Source organism: Enterobacter cloacae complex sp. P12RS (assembly GCF_014895875.1).
Taxonomy (GTDB): domain Bacteria; phylum Pseudomonadota; class Gammaproteobacteria; order Enterobacterales; family Enterobacteriaceae; genus Enterobacter; species Enterobacter bugandensis.
The window spans coordinates 178,597-201,547 of the sequence record NZ_JADBQO010000015.1 but is presented as its reverse complement, the minus strand read 5'-3'; the positions used below and the strand labels follow the sequence as shown (position 1 = coordinate 201,547).

General features: G+C 57.6%; 23 protein-coding genes. 11 read left to right on the top strand and 12 right to left on the bottom strand.

Annotation, left to right across the window (positions count from 1 at the left end; genetic code table 11):
- Positions 1-59: 59 nt before the first annotated feature.
- Both mlrA and IM284_RS11485 read left to right on the top strand, forming a co-directional pair.
- Positions 60-800 (top strand): HTH-type transcriptional regulator MlrA, encoded by a 741-nt coding sequence (gene mlrA, locus IM284_RS11490; RefSeq protein WP_028013838.1) that lies wholly within the window; start codon positions 60-62, stop codon positions 798-800.
- Positions 801-869: 69 nt separating this feature from the next.
- Entirely contained in the window at positions 870-983 is a 114-nt protein-coding gene (locus tag IM284_RS11485; protein WP_008500895.1) for a protein YohO, read from the top strand.
- Here the strand turns inward: IM284_RS11485 and IM284_RS11480 are convergent.
- The 5 genes from IM284_RS11480 to bglX all read right to left on the bottom strand — a co-directional run bounded on the left by IM284_RS11480 (position 958) and on the right by bglX (position 7,153).
- Positions 958-1,695, bottom strand: a complete 738-nt coding sequence (locus IM284_RS11480; protein ID WP_045629854.1) for an ABC transporter permease — start codon at positions 1,693-1,695, stop codon at positions 958-960. The genes IM284_RS11485 and IM284_RS11480 overlap by 26 nt on opposite strands.
- Entirely contained in the window at positions 1,679-2,629 is a 951-nt protein-coding gene (locus tag IM284_RS11475; protein WP_045259742.1) for an ABC transporter ATP-binding protein, read from the bottom strand. Before IM284_RS11475 ends, IM284_RS11480 begins: the two co-directional genes overlap by 17 nt.
- The gene (locus tag IM284_RS11470) at positions 2,622-3,779 is read right to left on the bottom strand and encodes an ABC transporter permease (protein ID WP_047367953.1); all 1,158 of its coding nucleotides are present in this window, start codon (positions 3,777-3,779) and stop codon (positions 2,622-2,624) included. The genes IM284_RS11475 and IM284_RS11470 overlap by 8 nt, the downstream gene beginning before the upstream one ends.
- Positions 3,780-3,791: 12 nt before the next feature.
- On the bottom strand, positions 3,792-4,709 hold the full coding sequence (locus IM284_RS11465) for an ABC transporter substrate-binding protein (protein WP_041909045.1): 918 nt from the start codon (positions 4,707-4,709) through the stop codon (positions 3,792-3,794).
- Positions 4,710-4,855: 146 nt separating this feature from the next.
- Positions 4,856-7,153: a beta-glucosidase BglX gene (bglX, locus tag IM284_RS11460; protein ID WP_041909044.1), complete on the bottom strand. Its 2,298-nt coding sequence runs from the start codon at positions 7,151-7,153 to the stop codon at positions 4,856-4,858.
- 189 nt (positions 7,154-7,342) lie between these two features.
- Here bglX and dld point away from each other — a divergent pair, with 189 nt between their 5' ends.
- Together dld and IM284_RS11450 are read left to right on the top strand one after the other, a co-directional pair.
- On the top strand, positions 7,343-9,091 hold the full coding sequence (gene dld, locus IM284_RS11455; RefSeq protein ID WP_047367954.1) for a D-lactate dehydrogenase: 1,749 nt from the start codon (positions 7,343-7,345) through the stop codon (positions 9,089-9,091).
- A 112-nt stretch (positions 9,092-9,203) separates the two neighbouring features.
- Positions 9,204-9,758, top strand: coding sequence for a GNAT family N-acetyltransferase (locus IM284_RS11450; protein ID WP_028013845.1), 555 nt, complete (start codon positions 9,204-9,206; stop codon positions 9,756-9,758).
- A gap of 96 nt (positions 9,759-9,854) precedes the next feature.
- Here IM284_RS11450 and pbpG read toward each other — a convergent pair whose 3' ends face one another.
- Together pbpG and IM284_RS11440 are read right to left on the bottom strand one after the other, a co-directional pair.
- Entirely contained in the window at positions 9,855-10,778 is a 924-nt protein-coding gene (gene pbpG, locus IM284_RS11445) for a D-alanyl-D-alanine endopeptidase (protein WP_047367955.1), read from the bottom strand.
- 167 nt (positions 10,779-10,945) lie between these two features.
- On the bottom strand, positions 10,946-11,533 hold the full coding sequence (locus IM284_RS11440) for a Yip1 family protein (RefSeq protein ID WP_028013847.1): 588 nt from the start codon (positions 11,531-11,533) through the stop codon (positions 10,946-10,948).
- A gap of 157 nt (positions 11,534-11,690) precedes the next feature.
- Between IM284_RS11440 and IM284_RS11435 the strand changes: the two genes are divergently transcribed.
- Entirely contained in the window at positions 11,691-12,263 is a 573-nt protein-coding gene (locus IM284_RS11435) for a DedA family protein (RefSeq protein WP_028013848.1), read from the top strand.
- A gap of 44 nt (positions 12,264-12,307) precedes the next feature.
- On the opposite strand, the gene IM284_RS11430 is transcribed toward IM284_RS11435, so the two are convergent.
- From IM284_RS11430 to IM284_RS11415, 4 genes are all read right to left on the bottom strand, one after another.
- Positions 12,308-13,072 (bottom strand): SDR family oxidoreductase, encoded by a 765-nt coding sequence (locus IM284_RS11430; RefSeq protein WP_047367956.1) that lies wholly within the window; start codon positions 13,070-13,072, stop codon positions 12,308-12,310.
- A gap of 50 nt (positions 13,073-13,122) precedes the next feature.
- The gene (gene mdtQ / locus IM284_RS11425) at positions 13,123-14,547 is read right to left on the bottom strand and encodes a multidrug resistance outer membrane protein MdtQ (protein WP_193055813.1); all 1,425 of its coding nucleotides are present in this window, start codon (positions 14,545-14,547) and stop codon (positions 13,123-13,125) included.
- Positions 14,548-14,699: 152 nt separating this feature from the next.
- Positions 14,700-15,632 carry a tRNA dihydrouridine(16) synthase DusC gene (dusC, locus tag IM284_RS11420; RefSeq protein WP_047367958.1) on the bottom strand — a complete coding sequence of 311 codons (933 nt, stop codon included), beginning with the start codon at positions 15,630-15,632 and terminating at the stop codon, positions 14,700-14,702.
- A gap of 41 nt (positions 15,633-15,673) precedes the next feature.
- Complete coding sequence (locus tag IM284_RS11415; protein ID WP_045259735.1) at positions 15,674-16,471, bottom strand: helix-turn-helix domain-containing protein; 798 nt, start codon at positions 16,469-16,471, stop codon at positions 15,674-15,676.
- 59 nt (positions 16,472-16,530) lie between these two features.
- Between IM284_RS11415 and IM284_RS11410 the strand changes: the two genes are divergently transcribed.
- The 6 genes from IM284_RS11410 to IM284_RS11385 all read left to right on the top strand — a co-directional run bounded on the left by IM284_RS11410 (position 16,531) and on the right by IM284_RS11385 (position 21,883).
- Entirely contained in the window at positions 16,531-17,235 is a 705-nt protein-coding gene (locus IM284_RS11410) for a type 1 glutamine amidotransferase (protein WP_047367959.1), read from the top strand.
- A gap of 190 nt (positions 17,236-17,425) precedes the next feature.
- A complete protein-coding gene (locus IM284_RS11405) occupies positions 17,426-17,821 on the top strand; it encodes a CidA/LrgA family protein (protein WP_047363090.1) in 396 nt (131 codons plus the stop codon).
- The gene (locus tag IM284_RS11400) at positions 17,818-18,513 is read left to right on the top strand and encodes a CidB/LrgB family autolysis modulator (protein ID WP_193055812.1); all 696 of its coding nucleotides are present in this window, start codon (positions 17,818-17,820) and stop codon (positions 18,511-18,513) included. Before IM284_RS11405 ends, IM284_RS11400 begins: the two co-directional genes overlap by 4 nt.
- Positions 18,514-18,642: 129 nt before the next feature.
- On the top strand, positions 18,643-19,527 hold the full coding sequence (cdd, locus tag IM284_RS11395) for a cytidine deaminase (RefSeq protein WP_028013856.1): 885 nt from the start codon (positions 18,643-18,645) through the stop codon (positions 19,525-19,527).
- A gap of 126 nt (positions 19,528-19,653) precedes the next feature.
- Positions 19,654-20,373: an outer membrane permeability protein SanA gene (gene sanA / locus IM284_RS11390; RefSeq protein ID WP_028013857.1), complete on the top strand. Its 720-nt coding sequence runs from the start codon at positions 19,654-19,656 to the stop codon at positions 20,371-20,373.
- Between the two features lie 121 nt (positions 20,374-20,494).
- Positions 20,495-21,883, top strand: a complete 1,389-nt coding sequence (locus IM284_RS11385; protein WP_047368128.1) for a glutamine synthetase family protein — start codon at positions 20,495-20,497, stop codon at positions 21,881-21,883.
- A 49-nt stretch (positions 21,884-21,932) separates the two neighbouring features.
- On the opposite strand, the gene mglC is transcribed toward IM284_RS11385, so the two are convergent.
- Positions 21,933-22,943: a galactose/methyl galactoside ABC transporter permease MglC gene (mglC, locus tag IM284_RS11380; protein WP_013097952.1), complete on the bottom strand. Its 1,011-nt coding sequence runs from the start codon at positions 22,941-22,943 to the stop codon at positions 21,933-21,935.
- Positions 22,944-22,951: the final 8 nt, after the last annotated feature.

Sequence of the window (22,951 nt, the reverse complement as noted above, 5' to 3'; positions counted from 1 at the left end):
CCTGGTTCGGCAAAGTGGGTCTACAGTTAAGCTGGGGACGCGTAAGCCAGGGGGCAAATATGGCGCTTTACACAATCGGTGAAGTGGCACTCCTTTGTGATATCAATCCCGTTACCCTACGGGCGTGGCAGCGACGGTATGGATTGCTCAAACCGCAGAGGACGGACGGTGGTCATCGCCTTTTCAACGATGCCGATATCGACCGGATCCGCGAAATCAAAAGCTGGATCGACAACGGGGTGCAGGTCGGGAAAGTAAAGTCCCTGCTGAGCCACGACGACCCGGACACGCAACGCCTCTGGCGCGAGCAGCAGGAAACGCTGCTGCGGCTCCTTCAGGCGGGTAACCTGCAGCGACTGCGCGCCTGGATCAAAGAGCAGGGTCGCGATTATCCGGCGAAAACGCTTATCACCCATCTTTTCATTCCGCTCCGTCGGCGCCTGCAGTGCCAACAGTCTACCCTGCAGGCGCTGCTCAGCATGCTTGACGGGGTGCTGATCAACTATATTGCCGTCTGTCTTGCCTCGGCGAAGAATAAGGCAGGAAAAGATGCGCTGGTGGTCGGCTGGAACGTGCACGATACCACCCGTCTGTGGCTGGAAGCGTGGATCGCCACCCAAAAGGGCTGGCGCGTGGATGTCCTTGCGCACTCGCTGGGGCAGCTCAAACCCGAGTTTTTCGACGGCCAGACCCTGCTGGTCTGGTGTGGCGAAGTGCCGTCCGCCACGCAGCAACAGCTGCTGACGGAGTGGCGTGAGCATGGTTATCCGGTTTATTCCCTTGGCCCGGATGAGCCATAACGGCATTTAATGGTTCATTAACAGCTGCGCTTCACCGTATAATTGTTCCGTTAACAACAGGAGCACATGATGAAGGCAACTAAACTCGCCATTATTACCCTTTTTGTCCTGATGGCCGTAAGCGGTATCGGCGGCGTGATGCTTGCAGGATACTCGTTTATCGTTCGTGGCGGTGTCGGCTGAGGTACAGCGCCAGCCGCTCAAAAAGGCGATCGACAACGATGGCCGCCAGCGCGACCAGCACCGCCCCCTGCACAATATAAGCCGTATTAAACCCGCTTAAGCCGATGATGATCGGCGTTCCCAGCGTATTGGCACCGACCGTAGACGCAATGGTCGCCGTCCCGATGTTAATGATCACCGACGTGCGGATCCCGGCAATAATAACCGGTGCCGCAAGCGGCAGTTCTATCTTGCGCAGCCGCTGCCAGCGGCTCATCCCCATCCCTTCCGCCACGCTTAAAACAGACGCCGGGACCGCCGCAACGCCCGCCAGCGTGCCCTGCAGAACGGGCAACACGCCGTACAGAATCAGCGCAATAATCGCGGGCTGCTGACCAAAACCCATCACCGGCACCGCTATCGCCAGCACCGCCACTGGCGGAAACGTCTGCCCAATGGCCGCAACCGTCTCCACCAGCGGACGAAACTCCCGGCCCGCAGGTCGCGTGACCGCGATGCCCGCTCCTACTCCCAGCACCACCGCGATGACGCTTGAGAGCGCCACCAGCCAGAGATGCGCCAGGGCAAGGTTAATAAAGCTCTCCTGCTGATACACCGGCCGCGGTAGCCCCGGAAAAAGAGTGTTAAACAGCGCCGCGCTGTGAGGCATCAGAAACAGTAAGGCGACAAAGAGCGCTACCAGCCAGAGGAGCGGATCACGCAGTGCCTTCACGCGTCACCTCCCCGGCCAGCAGATCGCGAAAATGCAGGCTGCCGCACGGCGCACCCCGGACATCCGCCACGGGCAGGACTTCGCACCGGCGCGCAACAAACGCGGAGAGGGCATCCCGCAGGCTCATCTGCTCCTGTAGCGGTTCCCCGCCGGGCGGTGCATTCTCCCGGCGCATATAGTCTCCGACCGTCCGCAGGGAGAGCAGCCTGACGCCCAGCTCGCTGCGGCCAAAAAACTCGCGCACAAAGTCATTCTTCGGGCTGGTCAGCAGCGCAAGCGGCGCGCCCTGCTGCACCACCTCGCCGTGGTCCATCAGCACCAGATGGTCGGCCAGGCGCAGGGCTTCATCTATATCGTGCGTCACGAGGACGATGGTTCGACCAAGAATGCGGTGAATGCGGGTCATCTCCGTTTGCAGCGCCCCGCGCGTAACGGGATCCAGCGCGCCAAAGGGTTCATCCATCAGCAGCACCTGCGGGTTAGCCGCCAGCGCGCGCGCCACGCCCACGCGCTGCTGTTGCCCACCGGAGAGCTGGTGAGGATAGCGCTCGCGCAACGCAGGCTCCAGCCCCAGCAGAGACATCAGTTCATCAACGCGGTCAGCGATTTTAGCCCGCGACCATTTCTCCAGCTGCAGCACGGTGGCGATGTTCTGTGCCACCGTCCAGTGCGGAAACAGGCCGATAGACTGAATGGCATAGCCCATTCGGCGGCGCAGCTCCAGCACCGGCAGGCTGCGGATCTCTTCCCCGGCAAAGCGAATTAACCCGCTGTCATGCTCCACCAGCCGGTTGATCATCTTCAGCGTGGTGGATTTTCCCGAGCCCGAAGTGCCAATCAGCACGGAAAATGCCCCCTCGGCAAAGTTCAGGTTCAGATGGCTTGCCGCCGGGCGGCCGGCAAAGGTTTTACTCACATCATGAAATTCAATCATTGGCTCTTCTCCTGAGCAGCGCGAGCCATAAGGCAAACAGGGCGTCGACGACAACCGCCAGCGCAATGGTAGGGACTACGCCTAACAACACCAGATCGAGGGCGCTGCTCAGCAGCCCCTGGAACACCAGCGCGCCAAAGCCGCCCGCTCCAATCAGCGCGGCAATCACCGCCATGCCAACGGTCTGAACCGCTACCACACGCAGGCTGCGCAGCAGCAGGGGCAGCGCCAGCGGGAGCTGTATCTTCCAGAAACACTGTCGCGCGCTCATCCCCATCGCATGGGCGCTTTCCAGCACATCCGGCGCAACCTGGCTTAAGCCCGCGACCACGCCGCGCACCAGCGGGAGCAGCGCATACAGCACCAGCGCAATCAGCGCGGGCGTTAACCCCGTTCCGGCGATACCCACCGCGCCCAGCGCGGGAAACGACTTCACCAGCCCGGCCAGGGGGGCAATCAGCAGTCCAAACAGCGCAACGGAGGGAATGGTCTGGATGACGTTGAGTACAGCAAAGATGCTACCCTGCCGTGAGGGATGACGATAACACCACATGCCGAGCGGTATCCCGATCAGCAGGGCCGGGATCAGCGTGCCGAAAAGGATCGTCAGATGTTGCGCCAGGGCATCATCAAACACCTCCTGACGGTTGGCGTACTCTTTTAACAGCGAGAGGTTGTTCAGTTCACCACTGAACAATAACAGCAGCGGAATAGACCATATCTGCGCATTAAGCACCCAGCGCCAGACAGAACTGGCGATGAGACGACGAATCGCATCGCTGCTGGCCAGTAAACACAAAGCCAGCCAGAGCCACAGGCCGCTGCCTGGCGTGGTTCTCGCCAGCGGACTTTCCGCCGAGGCCATATGCGTTGCCGCCAGCCCCGCGCTCCAGAACAGCGTGATAAAGAGACCTTCCGAGAGCAGCAGCGTCAGCCACTGCGCCGTTCGCCCTTGCCAGAGCGACAGTGCAACCCACGCGGCCAGCGCAGCCGCCAGCCACCACGGCGTGAACGACCATACGTCCCAGAGAGCACGCCCTTCCCCCGACATCAGGCGGTTAGGCGCGACGTTCACAAACGGTAACGCGACCGCCGCGATGGCCACGCAGGCCAAAAGCAGCAGTACGCGGTTATGACATTTTATTGGCACAGCCCTTTCCCGTTACTTCACAAGCCCTTGTTGTTTCAGGAAGTCGGCGGCCACTTTTTTGGCATCCAGTCCCTCGACGGCAATGCTGGCATTCAGCTGTTGCAGCGTTTTTTCATCCAGCTTTTCGAAGACCGGTTTGAGCCATTCAGCAATATCCGGGTAGGCTTTCAGCACCGCCTCACGCACAACCGGGGTAGGAGCGTAAATCGGCTGAACGCCTTTTGGATCGGTCAGGGTTTGCAGGCCCAGTGCCGCGACCGGGCCGTCGGTGCCGTAGGCCATCGCCGCGTTAACGCCGGAGGTTTGCTGCGCCGCCGCCTTAATAGTTACCGCCGTATCTCCGCCCGCCAGCGAGAGCAGTTGCGCCTGGTCGAGCTTGAAATCGTACGCTTTTTCGAATGCAGGCAGCGCGTCAGGACGCTCGATAAACTCCGCGGACGCCGCAAGCTTAAAGTCGCCCTTCTCTTTCAGGTAGCGGCTGAGATCCGCAAGCGAGGTGAGCTTCCCTTTCTCCGCCACGTCCTTACGCACGGCGATAGTCCAGGTATTGTTGGCCGGGGCCGGGGTCAGCCAGACCAGCTTGTTCTGTTCCGCGTCGAGTTTTTTGACTTTTTCATAGCCAGCTTTGGCGTTTTTCCATGCTGGATCGTTCTCTTCTTTAAAGAAGAACGCGCCGTTGCCGGTATATTCAGGATAGATATCCAGCTCGCCGGAGGTAATCGCGCCGCGCACGACGGGCGTGGTGCCCAGCTGAACTTTATTGACGGTTTTCACGCCGTGGCTTTCCAGCACCTGGAGAATAATATTCCCGAGCAGCGCGCCCTCGGTATCGATCTTTGAGCCCACTTTTACCGGCTCCGCCGCCTGTAACGGCAGGCTTAGCGCCGCGAGTAGTGCCGCAGAAACTACCATCCCCGATTTAATCGTCATTCCACTATCCTCATTTTTTTGCTGCCTTTTTCAGAGGCTTGAGAGAAAAGCGTAGCTTAAAACGGCGGATTTACCCGGCAAAATGCCTTTTTAGCATAAGGTAAGACGCATCCCCCGATGGACGGGGGATGCAAAGGAGGGAAAGGTTACAGCAGCTCGAACTCGCCTTTATTTACGCGGGCGGAATCCACTCCGATAAAGACGTTAAACTTGCCCGGTTCCGCATCATATTTCATCTGCTGGTTCCAGAACTTCAGGGCATCCACGTCAATCGGGAAGCTGATGGTTTTGGTTTCGCCAGGCTTGAGATTGACCTTCTCAAAGCCGCGCAGCTGCTTCACAGGACGGCTCATCGAGGCGGTGACATCCTGCACGTACATCTGAATCACCGTTGCCCCTTCACGCTTGCCGGTGTTGGTCACCTCGACGCTGGCGGTGACCTTGCCGTCACGCTTCAGGCTCGGCGCCGACATTTTCACCTCAGAGACCTTGAAGGTGGTGTAGCTCAGGCCATAACCAAACGGGTAGAGCGGGCCGTTAGCTTCGTCAAAGTAACGAGACGTGTATTTGTTCGGCTTGTCGGCGTTGTACGGGCGGCCGGTGTTCAGGTGGCTGTAGTAAACCGGGATCTGCCCGACGGAGCGCGGGAAGGACATCGGCAGCTTGCCCGACGGGTTGTAATCGCCAAACAATACGTCGGCGATGGCGTTACCGCCTTCGGTGCCGGCGAACCAGGTTTCCAGAATGGCGTCAGCCTGCTGGTCCTCTTTCACCAGCGCCAGCGGACGACCGTTCATCAGCACCAGCACCAGCGGCTTGCCGGTCGCTTTCAGGGCGGCGATCAGATCGCGCTGGCTCTGCGGGATGGTGATGTCAGTACGGCTGGAGGCTTCGTGCGCCATACCCTGCGCTTCCCCCACGACCGCGACAACGACGTCAGACTGCTTCGCCGCATTGACCGCTTCGTCGATCATCTCCTTCGGCGTGCGCGGATCGACCTTCACCGCTTCCTCGTACTGGTTGAGGAAGGTGACGATGTCTTTATCGTCGGTGACGTTCGCCCCTTTGGCGTACACCACTTTGGCGTTTTCACCGACGGCGCTCTTGATGCCGGTCAGGACGGTAACGGACTGATCGGCCACGCCCGCGGCAGACCAGCTGCCCATCACGTCGCGCTTGCTGTCAGCCAGCGGGCCGACCACAGCAATAGTGCCGGATTTTTTCAGCGGCAGTGTGTCGAGGCGGTTCTTCAGCAGCACCAGGCTTTCGCGCGCCACTTCACGCGCCTCTTTACGGTGCAGGCGACTTTCGGCGTTGGTATCCGCCGGGTCAGAATCTTTCGGCCCCAGGTGGCTGTACGGATCGTTAAACAGCCCCATGTCATATTTCACGTTCAGCACGTGGCGCGCGGCATCGTCCAGCTCCGCCATCGTTACCTTGCCGCTCTTTACCAGCCCCGGCAGGTATTTGCTGTAGTACTCGTCGCTCATGCTCATGTTGATGCCGGACTTGAGCGCAACGCGCACCGCGTCTTCCGGATCGGACGCCGTGCCGTGCTTGATCAGCTCTTTAATCGCGCCGTGGTCGGAAACGGTGATGCCCTTAAAGCCCCACTGGTCGCGAAGGACGTCTTTCAGCAGCCAGGAATCGGAGGTCGCAGGCGTGCCGTTCAGCGAGTTCAGCGCCACCATCACCGCGCCGCTGCCCGCATCCAGCCCCGCCTTGTACGGCGGCATGTAGTCGTTAAACAGGCGCTGTGGGCTCATGTCGACGGTGTTGTACTCTTTACCGCCTTCCACGGCGCCGTAGGCCGCGAAGTGTTTAACGCTGGTCATCACCGAGTAGCGGTCCGCCGGACTCTTGCCCTGCATCGCTTCCACCATGGTTTTGCCCATCGTGGCCGTTAAATAGGTGTCTTCACCGAAGCCTTCCGAGGCGCGGCCCCAGCGCGGATCGCGCGAGACGTCCACCATCGGTGCCCAGGTCATGTTCAGGCCGTCGTCCGCCGCTTCATAGGCCGACACGCGCCCGACGGTTTTCACCGCGTCGAGGTTAAACGAGGAGGCTAAGCCGAGGCTGATCGGGAAGACGGTGCGCTGGCCGTGCACCACGTCATAGGCGAAGAACAACGGGATTTTCAGGCGGCTGAGCTGCATCACCTGATCCTGCATGGCGCGGATATCCTGGCGGGTGACGGTGTTAAAAATCGCGCCCACCTGGTTCTCTTTGATCATCTCGCGGATGGCCTCTTTCGGGTTATCCGGGCCAACGCTGATCAGACGCAGCTGGCCGATTTTTTCATCGACCGTCATCTTCTTAAGCAACTCCGTGACAAACGCGTCGCGGGCTTCAGGCGTGAGCGGGTGATTACCAAACAAATCCTCTGCCAGCGCAGGTTGCAGCGCCAGGCTGACGGCGACACCTACAGAACATAGCCATTTCATGTTGTTATTCTCTCTCATCAATAACCGTGGGAAGCACCCGGCCAGACCGTGCGAAAAGCGCAGTGTGCCATAAACCCTCTGAACGTTGCAGGGTTATTCTCTGATTTTTCTCGTGAATACTCGACCGCTGAACAGTTAATCGCGCTATGCTTTACAGCGAGAAATTTGCCCCACCACAAGGAGTGGAAGATGACTTCTGTTCGAACTGACGATAACAAAACATTTATTAACGAACTGTCGCGCCTGGTTGGCTCCTCTCACCTGCTTACCGACCCGGCCAAAACCGCCCGCTACCGTAAGGGTTTCCGCTCCGGCCAGGGCGACGCGCTGGCGGTGGTCTTCCCCGGCACGCTGCTGGAGCTGTGGCGCGTGCTGAGCGCCTGCGTTGCGGCGGACAAGATTATTTTAATGCAGGCGGCCAACACCGGCCTGACCGAAGGTTCCACGCCGAACGGCAACGATTACGATCGCGATATCGTGATTATCAGCACCCTGCGCCTCGACAAGCTGCACCTGCTGGACAAAGGCGAGCAGGTGCTCGCGTTCCCGGGCACCACGCTCTACTCGCTGGAAAAAGCGCTTAAGCCGCTGGGCCGCGAGCCGCACTCGGTGATCGGCTCCTCCTGCATTGGCGCCTCGGTGGTCGGTGGGATCTGCAATAACTCCGGCGGTTCGCTGGTCCAGCGCGGCCCGGCCTACACCGAAATGTCACTTTTTGCCCGCATTGATGAAAACGGCAAGCTGACGCTGGTGAACCACCTGGGCATCGATCTGGGCGTGACGCCGGAACAGATCCTCAGCAAGCTCGACGACGACCGCGTGAGGGACGAAGACGTGCAGCACGATGGTCGCCACGCGCACGACCATGATTACATCACCCGCGTGCGCGATATCGAGGCCGATACCCCGGCGCGCTACAACGCCGACCCGGATCGCCTGTTTGAATCGTCCGGCTGCGCGGGCAAGCTGGCGGTTTTTGCGGTGCGTCTCGACACCTTCCCGGCAGAGAAAAAGCAGCAGGTATTTTACATCGGCACCAATCAGCCTGAGGTCCTGACTGAAATTCGTCGCCATATTCTGGGCGAATTCACCCACCTGCCGGTGGCGGGCGAGTACATGCATCGGGATATTTACGACATCGCGGAGCGCTACGGGAAAGACACCTTCCTGATGATCGATAAGCTTGGCACCGACAAAATGCCGTTCTTCTTCACCATGAAGGGCCGCACCGACGCGATGCTGGAGAAAGTGCCGCTGTTCAAGCCCCACTTTACCGACCGCTTTATGCAGAAGCTGGGCAACGTTTTCCCTGCGCATCTGCCAGAGCGAATGAAAACCTGGCGTGATAAGTACGAACATCACCTGCTGCTGAAAATGGCCGGGGACGGGATCGCCGAAGCGCAGAGCTGGCTGACCGAGTTCTTCAGGACGGCTGAGGGTGATTTCTTTGCCTGCACGCCGGAAGAAGGCGGCAAAGCCTTCCTGCACCGCTTCGCCGCGGCGGGTGCCGCTATCCGTTACCAGGCGGTGCATTCCGAAGAGGTGGAAGATATTCTGGCGCTGGATATCGCCCTGCGACGCAACGACACCGAATGGTTTGAGCATCTGCCGCCGGAAATCGACAGCAAGCTGGTGCATAAGCTCTATTACGGCCATTTTATGTGCTACGTCTTCCATCAGGATTATATCGTCAAAAAAGGGGTAGATGCTCACGAACTGAAGGAGCAGATGCTCGCCCTGCTGCGCGAGCGTGGCGCACAATATCCTGCGGAACACAACGTCGGGCATCTTTATAAGGCCCCTGACGCCCTTAAGCAGTTTTATCGCGAGAATGACCCTACAAACAGCATGAACCCCGGGATCGGGAAAACAACGCGGAAGAAATACTGGAAAGAGGGTGCAGACGCGGAGCAGCGCATAACGCAAGCGTCTGATTAAACCCTACAGCCAAATTTGAGAGATTGTTTCGCGCGCCTTAATCGTAATAGAGTAGCGGTCTGTCGCCGGAGAAATGTTTCTCCGGCATTCTATAACGAGGAGCAGGCGCATCATGTCGGCTGTTGATGTTTTATCCGAAACCGAACTGGAAGTGCGCGACGCCCTTCCCGATGATGTGCATGCCATCGCCGCCATCTATGCCTGGCATGTGCTTCACGGACGCGCGTCATTCGAAGAAGTCCCCCCCACCATCGACGAAATGCGTCAGCGCATGAAAAGCGTGGCCGAGAACGGTTTACCGTGGCTAATCGCGCTCTATCGCGGCATCGTGGTGGGCTATTGTTACGCCACCCCTTATCGACCGCGTCAGGCCTATCGCTATACTCTGGAAGAGTCAATTTACGTGGATGCCAGCATCACCGGACGCGGTTTTGGCACCGCATTAATGAACGCGCTGATCGCGCGCTGCGAGCAGGGCCCGTGGCGACAGATGATTGCCGTTGTGGGAGATGGCAATAATAATTCCGGCTCGTTACGGCTGCATAAAAAACACGGCTTTGAGATTGTCGGTCAGCTTCGCAGCGTGGGGTATAAGAAAGGCGACTGGCGGGATACGGTGATAATGCAGCGCCCGCTCAATGACGGTGACTGGACGCTGCCGGAATAAACGCAGTGCGGTCTGGTGCCCTCACCCCGGCCCTCTCCCACAGGGAGAGGGAGAAAACATAAAAAACGGTAACGCATGTTACCGTTTTGCTTTTACCTAATCGTTTTGCGCCGTCGCCATCTGCTCCGCTTTCTGCTTTTTATAGGTCAATGCCGCAGCCGGAACGGGCTGCACTTTCCCGGTCTCAATCCAGGTCCGCAGGCGGCTCGCATCCGCGAAGTGGGTATATTTCCCGAAGGCATCCATCACCACCAGCGCCACCGGCTTACCGTTAAACACGGTGCGCATCACCAGGCAGTGGCCTGCCGCATTGGTAAACCCGGTTTTGGTTAACTGAATATTCCAGTTCTCGCGGTACACCAGATGGTTCGTGTTGCGAAACGGCAGCGTGTAAGACGGATTCGAGAATGTCGCCATGTCCTCACGCGTGGTGCTGAGCTGGCCGAGCAGCGGGTACTGCTTGCTGGCAATCAGCAGTTTCGTCAGATCGCGGGCCGTGGAGACGTTGTTAATCGACAGACCCGTCGGTTCAACAAAATGAGTATTGCTCATCCCCAGCGCTTTGGCTTTAGCGTTCATCGCGCGGATAAAGGCATCGTAACCGCCAGGATAATGGTGCGCCAGACTTGCCGCCGCACGGTTTTCGGACGACATCAGCGCCAGCAGCAGCATATTTTTACGGCTGATTTCACTGTTCAGGCGCACGCGAGAGTAGATCCCTTTCATCTCCGGCGTGTGGCTGATATCCACTTTCAGCTTTTCGTTCAGCGGCAGGCGAGCATCAAGCACCACCATCGCGGTCATTAATTTTGTTATTGAGGCGATTGGGCGCACCAGGTCCGGGTGGCTGGCGTAAATCACCTTATTGGTATTGAGATCAACAATCATCGCGCTGCCGGACGCAATTTGCGGCTGAGCAGCAGCGGTGGTCACAGCGGGCGTTTTGGCGACAGCTGGCACGGCAGCGGACGCGCCCAGCAGCAGCGCCAGGCTAAGTAAGGAGACACGAAATTTCAGCATGGTGAGACTTCTGATAATTATTCACGCACGTAATGACGTACACCGCCTGCGTCGACGGATAAACACAGGCTGGCTTCGGCATCATAGCGGTCACCGTGCTTTGTCGCCAGCGGATAATCGTGAACAGATGCTGCATTGCTGGCATTTACGCCAGCAATGCAGTGAGCTTAGAAGAGACGGTATCCATAACCCCAGAGAATAACCGTCAGTGCCAGTAACACCTCCAGTACCAGCACCCCGATTGCAAGCGTGGAACCGGAGAAGCTCAGGCCCTCTTCTTTATTGATATTCAGGAAGGTTGGAACGCCCAGATACAGCAGATAACCGGTGTAAAAGAGCGCAACAGTACCGATCAGCGCGCACAGCCAGACCAGTGGATAGAGCGCAACAATACCGCTTAAGAACAGCGGGGTCGCGACGTATCCGGCAAAGACCATACAGTGTGCCAGCGATGGGCGCTGTGGGTAGTTACGCGCCATCCAGTGAATGACGCGCCCCATGACCGCCACCCCTGCCAGCATCAGGCCATAAAAGAGAATGGCCAGATAAAGCCCGGTAAACCAGGAGAGCTGAACCACGGTACCGTCACCGAAGTTCCAGCCGATTTGTGTTGTGCCAATAAACGCGCATATTACCGGCACCGCGGCCATCAGCAGCACATGGTGGGTGTAATGATGCGAGACCGTTTCGTTCTCACTTTTGATGACATGCATTTCACGATCGGGATGGGAGAAAAGTCCCCAGACATGGTTCATAGCGCCCCCTTGTTGTCGGCCCGTCAGCGATACCTTAAGTATAATGCAGGCTTTAGATTATTTTATGTACAGTGGGAAATTTCCGTTGATTGCCGCGCGGTTGATTCATGAGGTATATGATTAAACGAGGTACGCAGAGGGAGATAACCGTTACGTAATGGATATTAACGCACTCATTGAACAATATGGATATGCCGCGCTGGTCATCGGCAGCGTGGCGGAAGGTGAAACCATCACGCTGCTGGGCGGCGTCGCCGCGCATCAGGGCTTACTGAAGTTTCCGCTGGTCGTCGCTGCGGTCGCGCTGGGCGGCATGATTGGCGATCAGCTGCTCTACTTCCTGGGGCTGCGCTTTGGCCCGACGCTGCTCAAGCGTTTCGTTAAACACAAAAAGAAAATCAACCGCGCGCAGCGCCTGATCCAGCGTCACCCTTATCTGTTCGTCATAGGCACCCGCTTTATGTACGGCTTCAGGATCATCGGGCCGATACTGATTGGTGCCAGCCGCCTGCCGCCAAAAATTTTCCTGCCGCTCAATATTGTGGGCGCGATAGCCTGGGCGCTGATCTTCACGACGCTTGGTTACGTGGGTGGCGAGGTGATTGGCCCGTGGCTGCATAACCTAGACCAACACCTGAAGCACTGGGCGTGGTTGATTCTTGTGGTTGTGGCGGTGATTGGGGTCAGGCTGTGGATGCGGCACAGAGAGAAGAAGCGGGATGAGGAGTGAGTCAGCCTGGTGCCCCTCACCCCTTTGGGGAGAGGGGAAACCTGTTACCCTTCCGGCTTAAACTGCGGGTTCGCCAGCATAAAGCCCCCGTCGACGATAAACGATTGCCCTGTGGTATAGCTGGCGTCGCTGTCACACAGCCACGCCACCAGGCTGGCGATTTCTTTGGTGTGGCCCGGCCTTGCCAGCGGGATTTCCGGCATTGACCCTTCCTTCACTTCGCTGTCGTCCATATCGTTCATCGGCGTGGCAATGGCCCCCGGTGCGACGGCGTTCACCAGAATCTTGTGCTTCACCAGCTCCATCGCCATCGATTTGGTTAAGCCGCCGAGCGCGTGTTTCGCAGCCGTGTAAGCGCTGGCATCAGGCAGCGGCGTGTGCTCATGCACCGAGGTGATGTTCACAATCCGCCCGCCTTCCCCCTGCTTCACCATCTGCCGTGCCGCAATCTGCGAGCAGAGAAACGCGCCGTCCACGTCGACGGTAAAAATGTTCCGCCAGTCGTCAAACGCCATCTCAAGAAATGGCGCTTTGGTCATCGCTCCGGCATTGTTAACCAGCACGTCCAACCGGCCGAAACGCGCAATGAGCGTTTCAATGGCTTCAGCGCCGTCCGGGAGCGTGCTTAAATCAAGATGGATAGCCTCTGCACGCTGCCCACGCGCTTCAACTTCACGGCAGGATTCCAGCGCCCCTTTTTCATCCGAATGCCAGGTGACGCCAATATCAAACCCGCGCTCTGCCAGCATCAGCGCCGTGGTTTTACCGATCCCGGAATCCGATGCGGTTACAATCGCTACTCTGTTCATACTCACCTCCTGAAAAACTGCAAAGAGGTAAGTATAGATAATGGCCCTGTTTAGCCATGATGATAGCCGCCGCCCAGCGCTGACGTCAGCTGCAGCGTGGCGTCGAGATACTGGCCTTTCAACATGACGCCTTCGAGATGCTCTTTCAGTGCCGGGATTCTGGCTTCGCTGACCCGCGAACCGGCAATAATACCTGCGCTAAAACGCGCCTGCGCCAGCGCCACCACGCGCGCCGCGTCTTTTTCGATCTGCTGCTGGTGACGATTTTTTGCCGTCAGGGTTTCAACTTCACTTGCCGTACGCGCCACCTGATTGACCGCCTCCACCACCGCTTTGTTGTAGTTCGCGACCGAGAGGTTATTCTGCGCCTGGGCGATATCCAGATTAGCGTTCAGCCTGCCGCTGTCGAAGATCGGCAGCGTCAGTCCGGCAGTCACGCCCATCTGCTGGGCTGAAGAGCGGAACAGATCGCTCAGGTGCAGGGCATCCTGCTGTAAGAACGCCATCAGGTTCACGTCAGGATAGAACGCCGCTCTGGCGGCTTCCACCTCGCTCATGGAGGCTTCGATATACCAGTGCGCCTCCTGCAGATCCGGTCGGCGAGCCAGCAGTTCATAGCCGAGCGTCGACGGTAACGAGGCTTCTGCTACAGGCAACGGGTGGCGCGTAAGGTGTGTCGCCGGTGTGCCGGTCAGCGCATCCAGACGCGCTTCAATGGCCTTCATTTTGCCCTTTACGTCGGCCAGCTGTTCATTAGTCTTACTGGCGTGTATATCGGTTTCGACGCCCTCCACCGAGGAGGTAATACCGTGCTGATACAGTTCGCGATCGGCGTCGATAATATTTTCCTGCTCCTGTTTAATCCGGGTAAGAACTTCCCCTGCTTCGGCCTGGGTCTGCCACGCCCAGTAAAGGCGCGCAACGCTGGTTGAAAGCAGCTGACGGGTCTGCTCCAGCTCCGCTTTTTGCGCATTCACTTTACCGATACGCGCTGCAATCCGGGCGCGGTTTTTTCCCCATAGGTCGAGATCCCAGCCCGCCGTCAGGCCAAAGGTGCCGTTGGTATACCATGGGCCGGTGGTGCCCGCCGCCGGGTCGGTAAGGGCAAACGGCCCCATCAGCCCCTCTGCCGACATTTTTTGCCGTTCAACATCCGCTGAAAAATCCATTTGTGGGCCATCGGCTGCGATAGCGGCTCTGGCCTGCGCTTCGGCAAGCGTAATGCGCTGCCGGGCAATTTGCATATCGGGCGCATCCGCTATGGCTTTGGCTTTGGCAATAAGCGAATTTAACTGCGGGTCGTTATATTCTTTCCACCATTCATTTTTCGGCCAGTCCGCATGACGAAGTTGGGTATTAACGGACGCGGCTGTCGTTTGCGTTTGAATTGGCGACACCGTGGAATGTTCCGGTGCGCAGGCAGCCAGCATAAAAACAAGGGGAGCACTCAGAGATAAAATAAGAAAACGTTTCATTACGCCATGCACTCAAAAAAATAAAGGCGCAACTTACGCTTGATGACGCGCTATTTTTTAGTAACGCGTGGCAATCCGCAAATTGTCATACACTTACATACTCGGCAAAATATTCACCGAGTGAATTATTTATTTTTAAATATAACTGCCGATTATTTTGACTGTATAACCCGCGCAATATCAGCCGACGTTTGCAGCGTGCGGATCTCCTGAAATAATCCCAGCGCTTCGCTGTACTCTTTGCGTAAATAACTCAGCCACTGTTTAATTCGCGCGACGTGATACAAACCGGTGTCGCCCTGCTTCTCCAGACGGCTGTATTTTTGCAGCAGCGTCACCACGTCTGCCCACGGCATCCGCGGCTCGTTATATTTCACCACCCGGCTGAGGTTCGGCACGTTCAGCGCGCCGCGGCCAATCATCACCGCATCGCAGCCGGTGGCTTTCAGGCACGCCTGCGCGCTCTCGTAATCCCAGATTTCGCCGTTGGCGATCACCGGAATAGTAAGTCGTTTGCGGATCTCACCAATCGCCTGCCAGTTAATGCGCTCGGCTTTGTAGCCGTCTTCTTTAGTGCGGCCATGCACCACCAGCTCGGTGGCCCCGGCCTGCTGCACCGCATCGGCAATTTCAAACTGTCGGGCGCCGCTGTCCCACCCCAGGCGCACCTTAACCGTCACCGGCAAATGCGAGGGCACGGCCTCACGCATGGCTTTCGCGCCGCGGTAAATCAGCTCAGGATCTTTCAGCAACGTCGCTCCGCCGCCGCTGCCGTTCACCAGCTTCGACGGACAGCCGCAGTTGAGATCCACCCCGTAAGAGCCAAGCGCTACCGCGCGGGCGGCATTTTCCGCCAGCCATTCAGGATACTGGCCGAGCAGCTGAATACGTACCAGCGTGCCGGAAGGGGTCCGGCTCTGGCGATGCAGTTCAGGGCAGAGACGATAGAATGACTTTTCTGGCAGCAACATATCGACCACGCGCAGGAACTCCGTCACGCAGAGATCGTAATCGTTCACCTCGGTCAGAAGCTCGCGCACGAGGGAGTCGAGCACGCCTTCCATTGGGGCCAGTAAAACACGCATAGCAGTACCTGTGAAAAAAGACGCGCTATAGTAGCCGCTCTCTATATCGCTGGGAAGCGCTTCTGTTCAGGCAGAAAATCACCCGGCGTTGCCCCAACAATAGCGCGAAACGCCGCCGCAAATGCCGCCGGGCCGGAAAACCCCAGCATCCAGGCCACCTGCTTAACTGGGTATCCGTTGGCGAGGAGATCCAGCGAGGCACAAATCCTTGCGCGCTGTCGCCAGGCCCGGAAGCTAAAGCCGGTATCGTTGATAAACGCACGTGAAAATGTGCGTTCAGACATCGCGGCCCGTTCCGCCAGCCTTTCCAGAGAGAGATCCCAGAGATTGTTGGCAATGATGTCACAGGCCACGCGATGTAAGCGCTCATCCACGGGCATCGGCAGTTCGGCAGAAATCTGCTGCGTCTCGCTGAGGATGTCGAGCAGCAAAACGGCCATGCTGCGCTGGCTTGCCGGCCGGTATTCCGCGCTGAACAGCCCGGCAATCAGCTCTTTGAACAACGCTGTGGCCATAATCACGTGAACCTCGTCTTTCCGCTTAAAAGGTTCGCATTGCGAAATCAGTGCCGGGCTAAACCAGACCGCGCGAAGCTCCGTTGCGGATAACACGCTGTAGGTATGTTCCTGAAAGGGAGGGATCCACAGCGCGCGCTGCGGCGGTATGACCCAGCGTTTACTGCCGGTTTCAACCAGCATAACCCCCTTAATGGCAAACAAAAGTTGTCCCTGCGAATGCTGGTGAGGCGGATCGACTTCGCCGCGCGTATAGCGAATTGCCCCTCTTGACCATCCGATAGCATCGTCGTGAATTGGCGTTTTATCGATAACGGTTGGCATTTCACATTCCCCCCTTCCTCTTATGATGCTGCTTGTACACGTAACCAGAGAGAGACGCAATGCACATCCATTTTATTATTCATGAACATTTCGAGGCGCCAGGCGCCTATGAAATCTGGGGGAAAAGTCGCGGCTGCAGTCTGAGCTACACCAGAGTGTATCAGGGCGAACCTTTACCTGAGGAACTGGGGGGCACAGACCTGCTTATCATCATGGGAGGCCCGCAATCCCCCGCCACCACGCTTGAGGAATGCCCCTGGTTTGATGCGCAGGCGGAAAAGGCACTCATCAGCCGCGCGATAGAGGCAGGTAAAACGGTGTTAGGCGTTTGTCTGGGCTCACAGCTTATCGGCGAAGCGCTGGGCGCAGCGTTTTGCCACAGCCCGGAAAAAGAGATCGGCAAATTTCCCGTCAGGCTCACAGATGCAGGCAAGGCGAACCCGCTGTTTGAGGACTTTGGCAGCGTGCTGAACGTCGGTCACTGGCATAACGATATGCCTGGGTTGACGCCGCAGGCTAAGGTTCTGGCTTACAGCGAGGGTTGTCCCCGCCAGATCGTGCAATACAGCGAACGGGTTTACGGTTTCCAGTGCCATATGGAGCTGACGCCGGAGGTGGTAGAGTTGCTGATTGAGCATTCGCAGAATGACCTCCGCCGTGCGGGTGAATTCCGTTTTGTCGAAACGGCGGAAAAACTCCGCTCGCATGATTATCGCGAAATGAACCAGGTGCTGTTTTCTTTTCTCGATAAACTGACCGCCTGACGCTGATACCTTCTCTGGCGCGTGACTTCGCCAGCGCAATCCCTTTCCTCTAAACTGTAGCCTGCACCAGTAAGGTGATACCGGACGTTCCATTCCGGAATGTCTGGTATGCTCAAAATTCATGATGTGATCCGTGGCACATTTTTATGTTTAATTGTATGATGAATGCGTTTCAGCAAGGACTATCACCATGAGCAAATCATTGAACATTATCTGGCAATATCTGCGCGCATTCGTCCTGATTTACGCCTGCCTGTATGCCGGCATTTTCATCGCGTCGCTGCTGCCCATCACCATTCCCGGCAGCATTATCGGTATGCTGATCCTCTTCGTTTTACTGGCGCTGCAAATTCTGCCTGCAAAGTGGGTTAATCCAGGCTGCTTCATTCTTATCCGCTACATGGCGCTGCTGTTCGTGCCTATCGGCGTGGGCGTCATGCAGTATTTTGATTTGCTCAAGGCGCAGTTCGGCCCGATTGTCGTTTCCTGCGCGGTCAGCACGCTGGTGGTTTTCCTGGTGGTGAGCTGGAGTTCTCATCTGGTACATGGAGAACGTAACGTGGTCGGGGAGAAAACAAAAAAATGATGGCTAATATCTGGTGGTCACTGCCGTTAACCCTGCTGGTATTCTTCGCCGCGCGCAAGCTTGCCGCACGATTTAAAATGCCCTTGCTGAACCCCCTGCTGGTGGCGATAGTGGTGATTATTCCCTTCCTGCTGCTCACCGGCATTCCTTATGAGCGTTACTTTGCGGGCAGCAAAATTTTAAACGACCTCCTGCAGCCCGCCGTTGTCGCGCTTGCCTTTCCTTTATATGAGCAGCTGCACCAGATCCGCGCACGGTGGAAGTCCATCATTACTATCTGTTTTGTGGGAAGCCTGGTGGCGATGATTACCGGCACGTCGGTGGCGCTGTTGATGGGGGCCTCCCCGCAAATTGCCGCCTCTATCCTGCCTAAATCAGTGACCACGCCTATCGCGATGGCGGTAGGCGGCAGCCTCGGCGGTATTCCGGCCATCAGCGCGATGTGCGTGATTTTCGTCGGTATTCTCGGCGCGGTGTTTGGCCACACTCTGCTGAACGGGATGCGTATTCACACCAAAGCGGCGCGCGGGCTGTCGATGGGCACTGCCTCGCACGCGCTGGGTACCGCACGCTGCGCGGAGCTGGACTATCAGGAAGGGGCGTTTAGCTCTCTTGCGCTGGTGATCTGCGGGATTATCACCTCCCTGCTCGCCCCGTTCATTTTCCCGCTGATTCTGGCGGTGATGGGCTAAAATTTGCGATGCGTCGCGCAAATTTCATTTTGATTTCATAAGTTGCATACATAATGAGAAGTGGATCACATATAAAGGCCTTACGGCTCCGTAAACTACCGATCCATTAACCTTTATGAGGCAAACGCCATGCACCCACGTTTTCAAGCTGCCTTCGCTCAGCTTGCAGAGAATTTGCAGTCAGCCCTGGCTCCCGTTCTGGCAGATGCACATTTCCCCGCCCTGCTGACGGCGGAGCAGGTCACGGTGCTTAAACAGGCAACCGGGCTGGATGAAGACGCGCTGGCTTTCGCACTGCTGCCCCTGGCTGCCGCCTGCGCCCGGGCCGATCTTTCCCACTTCAACGTCGGTGCCATCGCGCGCGGCGTCAGCGGAACCTGGTACTTCGGCGGGAACATGGAGTTCCTCGGCGCAACCATGCAGCAGACCGTTCACGCCGAGCAGAGCGCCATCAGCCACGCCTGGCTGCGCGGTGAGAAAGCCCTGAGCGCCATCACCGTAAACTACACCCCATGCGGCCACTGCCGCCAGTTTATGAACGAGCTGAACAGCGGGCTGCAGCTGCGCATTAACCTGCCGGGCCGCGCGCCGCACACGCTGGGCGATTACCTGCCGGATGCCTTTGGCCCGAAAGATCTGGAGATCAAAACTCTGCTGATGGACGAGCAGGATCACGGTTTCGCCCTGTCCGGCGATGACCTGAACCAGGCGGCCATACGCGCGGCGAACAAGAGCCACACCCCGTACAGCAACTCCCCGAGCGGCGTGGCACTGCAGTGCCGCGATGGCCGTATCTTCACCGGCAGCTATGCGGAAAACGCCGCGTTTAACCCAACGCTGCCGCCGCTGCAGGGCGCACTCAACCTGCTGAGCCTGAACGGCTACGATTATCCGGACATTCAGCGTGCCGTTCTGGCCGAAAAGGCCGATGCGCCGCTGATTCAGTGGGATGCCACCGCCGCAACGCTCAAGGCGTTAGGCTGCACGACGATCGACCGCGTCCTGCTGGCGTAAACCTTCCGGCGGACAGAAATGTCCGCCACGTTGCTGAAAAACCCCTCAGTTGAGTCGCTGTTTCTTGCGCTAACCAGGCGGGTAAAGTAGCCTGAGTTAAATTTCATCCACGAACGAGCCATCTTCATGTTAAAGCGCGTTTTTTACAGCCTGTCTGTCCTGGTCGGCATACTGCTGTTTATCGTGCTGGGTCTCGACCGCTGGATGAGCTGGAAAACCGCTCCCTACATCTTTGATGACCTGCAGGACCTGCCCTATCGTCAGGTGGGCGTGGTGCTCGGCACCGCCAAGTATTACCGCACAGGGGTGATCAACCAGTATTACCGCTACCGTATTCAGGGCGCGCTGAACGCCTACAACAGCGGCAAGGTGAACTACCTGCTGCTGAGCGGCGATAACGCGCTGCAAAGCTATAACGAGCCGGTGACGATGCGGAAGGATTTGATTGCCGCGGGCGTGGACCCTGCCGATATCGTGCTCGACTACGCCGGGTTCCGCACCCTGGACTCCATCGTGCGCACGCGCAAAGTCTTTGACACCAACGACTTCATCATCATCACCCAGCGCTTCCACTGCGAGCGCGCGCTGTTTATCGCCCTGCACATGGGCATTCAGGCCCAGTGCTATGCGGTGCCGTCGCCAAAAGATATGCTGAGCGTGCGCGTCCGCGAGTTTGGTGCCCGCTTTGGTGCCCTGGCCGATCTCTATATCTTCAAACGCGAACCGCGTTTTTTAGGCCCGCTGGTGCCGATCCCGGCAATGCATGAAGTGCCGGAAGACGCGCAGGGTTACCCGGCGGTGACGCCGGAGCAGCTGCTGGATATGCAGAAAAAAGAGAAAAAATAGGCCTGCCTTTATACTTTCTTTACGCCGGTACTGACGCTTTTTATCCCCCCTTTACGCCAGCTCTTTTAACCTGAGTTCACTGCCGCTACGGCTTCATTGAAGAATGACTATGAACTCGATAATGAATGCGTTTTTCCTCAAAAGTCTCCGCCCTTACTTTAACTTTCCCGGATTATCACTCCCCGGCGCACTTAATTCTGGTCTCTGGCTGGATGAAAAAATTGACACCCTGCAGCACAATATTGCCGTGGAAGTGGCCGACTATCTGGAACGCTACCCGCAGACGAAACACGTTGACGTTTACCTGAACGATATCAACGGCACGATGCGCGGCAAGCGCCTCACGGTGGAGAGTATGCTGAGTCTGGAAAAAGGCTGTTATTTTCCGCTTTCCGTCTACTCCATGGATCAGAAGGGAAAAATCGCCGCCCCGGTTTATGATGAACCCGACCGGCTGTGCGTCCCGGTCGCCGGTTCTCTGCGTCCCTGTCCGCAGGATCCGGAGCATACCGCGCAGATCCTGCTGACGATGAAGGATAGCGACGGTAACCCCTGCCCGCTTGAGCCACGCACGATACTGCAGAACGTCGTGGCCCGCTTCCACCAGCACGGCCTTTTTCCGGTCATTGCGCCGGAAATCGAGTTTTACCTGACGGGACAGGGCGATCGCGATCCGCAAAATCAGGGCTGTTTTCACATGGACACCTCGTCGGCGCAAGCGGCGCTTTTTGACGAGCTGGAACAGCTGGCGCACCTTCAGCGCATCCCGCTGTCAGGGGTGGTAGCAGAAGCCGAGTCCGGACAGTACGAATTAAACCTGAAGCACAGCCAGCGCGTCGTAGAGATCTGTGATAACGTGCTGGCCCTGCGCCGCCTGACCCGCTATGTCGCTGAAAAGCACGGTCTTCAGGCTAACTTTATGGCTAAGCCTTTCAGCCAGCTCTCCGGCAGCGGTTTGCACATCCATTTCAGCCTGAACAACAGCCGTGGCGAGAACGTTTTTGCCTCGCCGGTGAACGCGCTGAGCAGCATGATGCGCTTGTGCATCGCGGGCCAGCTGGCGCTGATGCCCGCCTCCGTCGCCATTCTTGCGCCGGGGGTCAACGCGTTTCGTCGCCTGCGAAAAAACCTGACGGAACCCGTCTTTAACTCATGGGGCTATAACACCCGCTCCGCTGCCCTGCGCATTCCCTGCTCGGAAGAGAGCAACCGTCGTATCGAGTACCGACTGGCCGGAGCCGATGCGAATCCGTATCTGGTGGCGGCCACAATCCTGACCGGCATGCTGTACGGACTGGAACATATCGACGAGGGGGAACTCCCGGAACCGCAGCAGGACCAACCGGAACTCCCGCTGTTCCAGCAGGAGGCAATTGAGGCCTTCGCCCGCTGTCAGTATCTCACCGACAGCCTGGGCGACGCCTTTTCCGAACAGTGGGTCGCCTGCAAGCTTTCTGAACTCGAGTGGTTTGAGCGCATTGTGACGCAAGAAGAGTCCCATCTGGCATAGGCCATAAAAAAGCCCGCTCGGTGAGCGGGCCGGGTATGGCGAGTGACGATTACTTCTTACGGGCGTACTTCAGTGAATCCAGCGCCACCGCGAAGATAATGATGGCGCCCTTGATGATGTACTGCCAGTACGGGTTCACGCCGATGTAGGTCAACCCGTAGTTGATGACGGTAAAGATGATCACACCGGTGACCACGCCGAGCACGGTACCCACCCCGCCGCTGAAGGAGACGCCGCCGACCACGCAGGCCGCAATCGCATCCAGCTCGTACATGAAGCCAAGGTTGTTTGTTGCGGAGCCGATACGGCCTGCTTCCAGCATCCCGCCGAAGGCGTAGAACACACCGGACAGCGCGTAAATCATCAGCAGGTTCAGGGCAACGTTTACCCCGGACACTTTCGCCGCTTCCGGGTTACCGCCGATAGCGAAGATGTTTTTACCGAAGCGCGTTTTGTTCCACAGGATCCAGACGAACGCCACCGCAATCAGCGCATAGAAGGTAATGTACGACAGGCGGAAGCTGCCCAGCGCGATAAACCCCTGCGTGAAGGTGGAGAAGCCGCTGTCAAAGCCCGAAATCGGCGACGCGCCCACAAAGTCGTAGTACAGGGAGTTGATACCGTAAACGATGATCATCGTACCCAGCGTGGTGATAAATGGCGTCACGTTCAGGTAAGCGATGATAATACCGTTGATCAGGCCAATCACCGCCCCGATGGCGCAGACAATCAGGATCACCACGAAAATCGGCATAGTCGCCATCTCCGGGAACACCTTGTTGGCGTTTTCCATCGACTGCAGCAGGGTTGCCGCAATAACCGCCGCCAGGCCGACCTGACGACCGGCAGAAAGGTCCGTCCCCTGGGTGACGATAAGGCCCGCCACGCCCAGCGCAATGATGATACGCACGGAGGACTGGGTCAGAATATTACTCAGGTTCAGCAGGCTTAAGAACGTAGGGTCCTGGAAAATAATAATGGCCAGCAGGACTAAAAGAACAACGTAAATACCGCCTTCTTTCAGGTAAGTGAGAAAACTTTTTTTATTTAACGCACTCATGAGGAGCC

Coding starts and splice junctions, on each gene's coding strand:
- mlrA (WP_028013838.1), top strand. CDS start 60: ATGGCGCTTTACACAATCGGTGAAGTGGCACTCCTTTGTGATATCAAT.
- IM284_RS11485 (WP_008500895.1), top strand. CDS start 870: ATGAAGGCAACTAAACTCGCCATTATTACCCTTTTTGTCCTGATGGCC.
- IM284_RS11475 (WP_045259742.1), bottom strand. CDS start 2,629: ATGATTGAATTTCATGATGTGAGTAAAACCTTTGCCGGCCGCCCGGCG.
- IM284_RS11465 (WP_041909045.1), bottom strand. CDS start 4,709: ATGACGATTAAATCGGGGATGGTAGTTTCTGCGGCACTACTCGCGGCG.
- bglX (WP_041909044.1), bottom strand. CDS start 7,153: ATGAAATGGCTATGTTCTGTAGGTGTCGCCGTCAGCCTGGCGCTGCAA.
- dld (WP_047367954.1), top strand. CDS start 7,343: ATGACTTCTGTTCGAACTGACGATAACAAAACATTTATTAACGAACTG.
- IM284_RS11450 (WP_028013845.1), top strand. CDS start 9,204: ATGTCGGCTGTTGATGTTTTATCCGAAACCGAACTGGAAGTGCGCGAC.
- pbpG (WP_047367955.1), bottom strand. CDS start 10,778: ATGCTGAAATTTCGTGTCTCCTTACTTAGCCTGGCGCTGCTGCTGGGC.
- IM284_RS11440 (WP_028013847.1), bottom strand. CDS start 11,533: ATGAACCATGTCTGGGGACTTTTCTCCCATCCCGATCGTGAAATGCAT.
- IM284_RS11435 (WP_028013848.1), top strand. CDS start 11,691: ATGGATATTAACGCACTCATTGAACAATATGGATATGCCGCGCTGGTC.
- IM284_RS11430 (WP_047367956.1), bottom strand. CDS start 13,072: ATGAACAGAGTAGCGATTGTAACCGCATCGGATTCCGGGATCGGTAAA.
- mdtQ (WP_193055813.1), bottom strand. CDS start 14,547: ATGAAACGTTTTCTTATTTTATCTCTGAGTGCTCCCCTTGTTTTTATG.
- dusC (WP_047367958.1), bottom strand. CDS start 15,632: ATGCGTGTTTTACTGGCCCCAATGGAAGGCGTGCTCGACTCCCTCGTG.
- IM284_RS11415 (WP_045259735.1), bottom strand. CDS start 16,471: ATGCCAACCGTTATCGATAAAACGCCAATTCACGACGATGCTATCGGA.
- IM284_RS11410 (WP_047367959.1), top strand. CDS start 16,531: ATGCACATCCATTTTATTATTCATGAACATTTCGAGGCGCCAGGCGCC.
- IM284_RS11405 (WP_047363090.1), top strand. CDS start 17,426: ATGAGCAAATCATTGAACATTATCTGGCAATATCTGCGCGCATTCGTC.
- IM284_RS11400 (WP_193055812.1), top strand. CDS start 17,818: ATGATGGCTAATATCTGGTGGTCACTGCCGTTAACCCTGCTGGTATTC.
- cdd (WP_028013856.1), top strand. CDS start 18,643: ATGCACCCACGTTTTCAAGCTGCCTTCGCTCAGCTTGCAGAGAATTTG.
- sanA (WP_028013857.1), top strand. CDS start 19,654: ATGTTAAAGCGCGTTTTTTACAGCCTGTCTGTCCTGGTCGGCATACTG.
- IM284_RS11385 (WP_047368128.1), top strand. CDS start 20,495: ATGAATGCGTTTTTCCTCAAAAGTCTCCGCCCTTACTTTAACTTTCCC.
- mglC (WP_013097952.1), bottom strand. CDS start 22,943: ATGAGTGCGTTAAATAAAAAAAGTTTTCTCACTTACCTGAAAGAAGGC.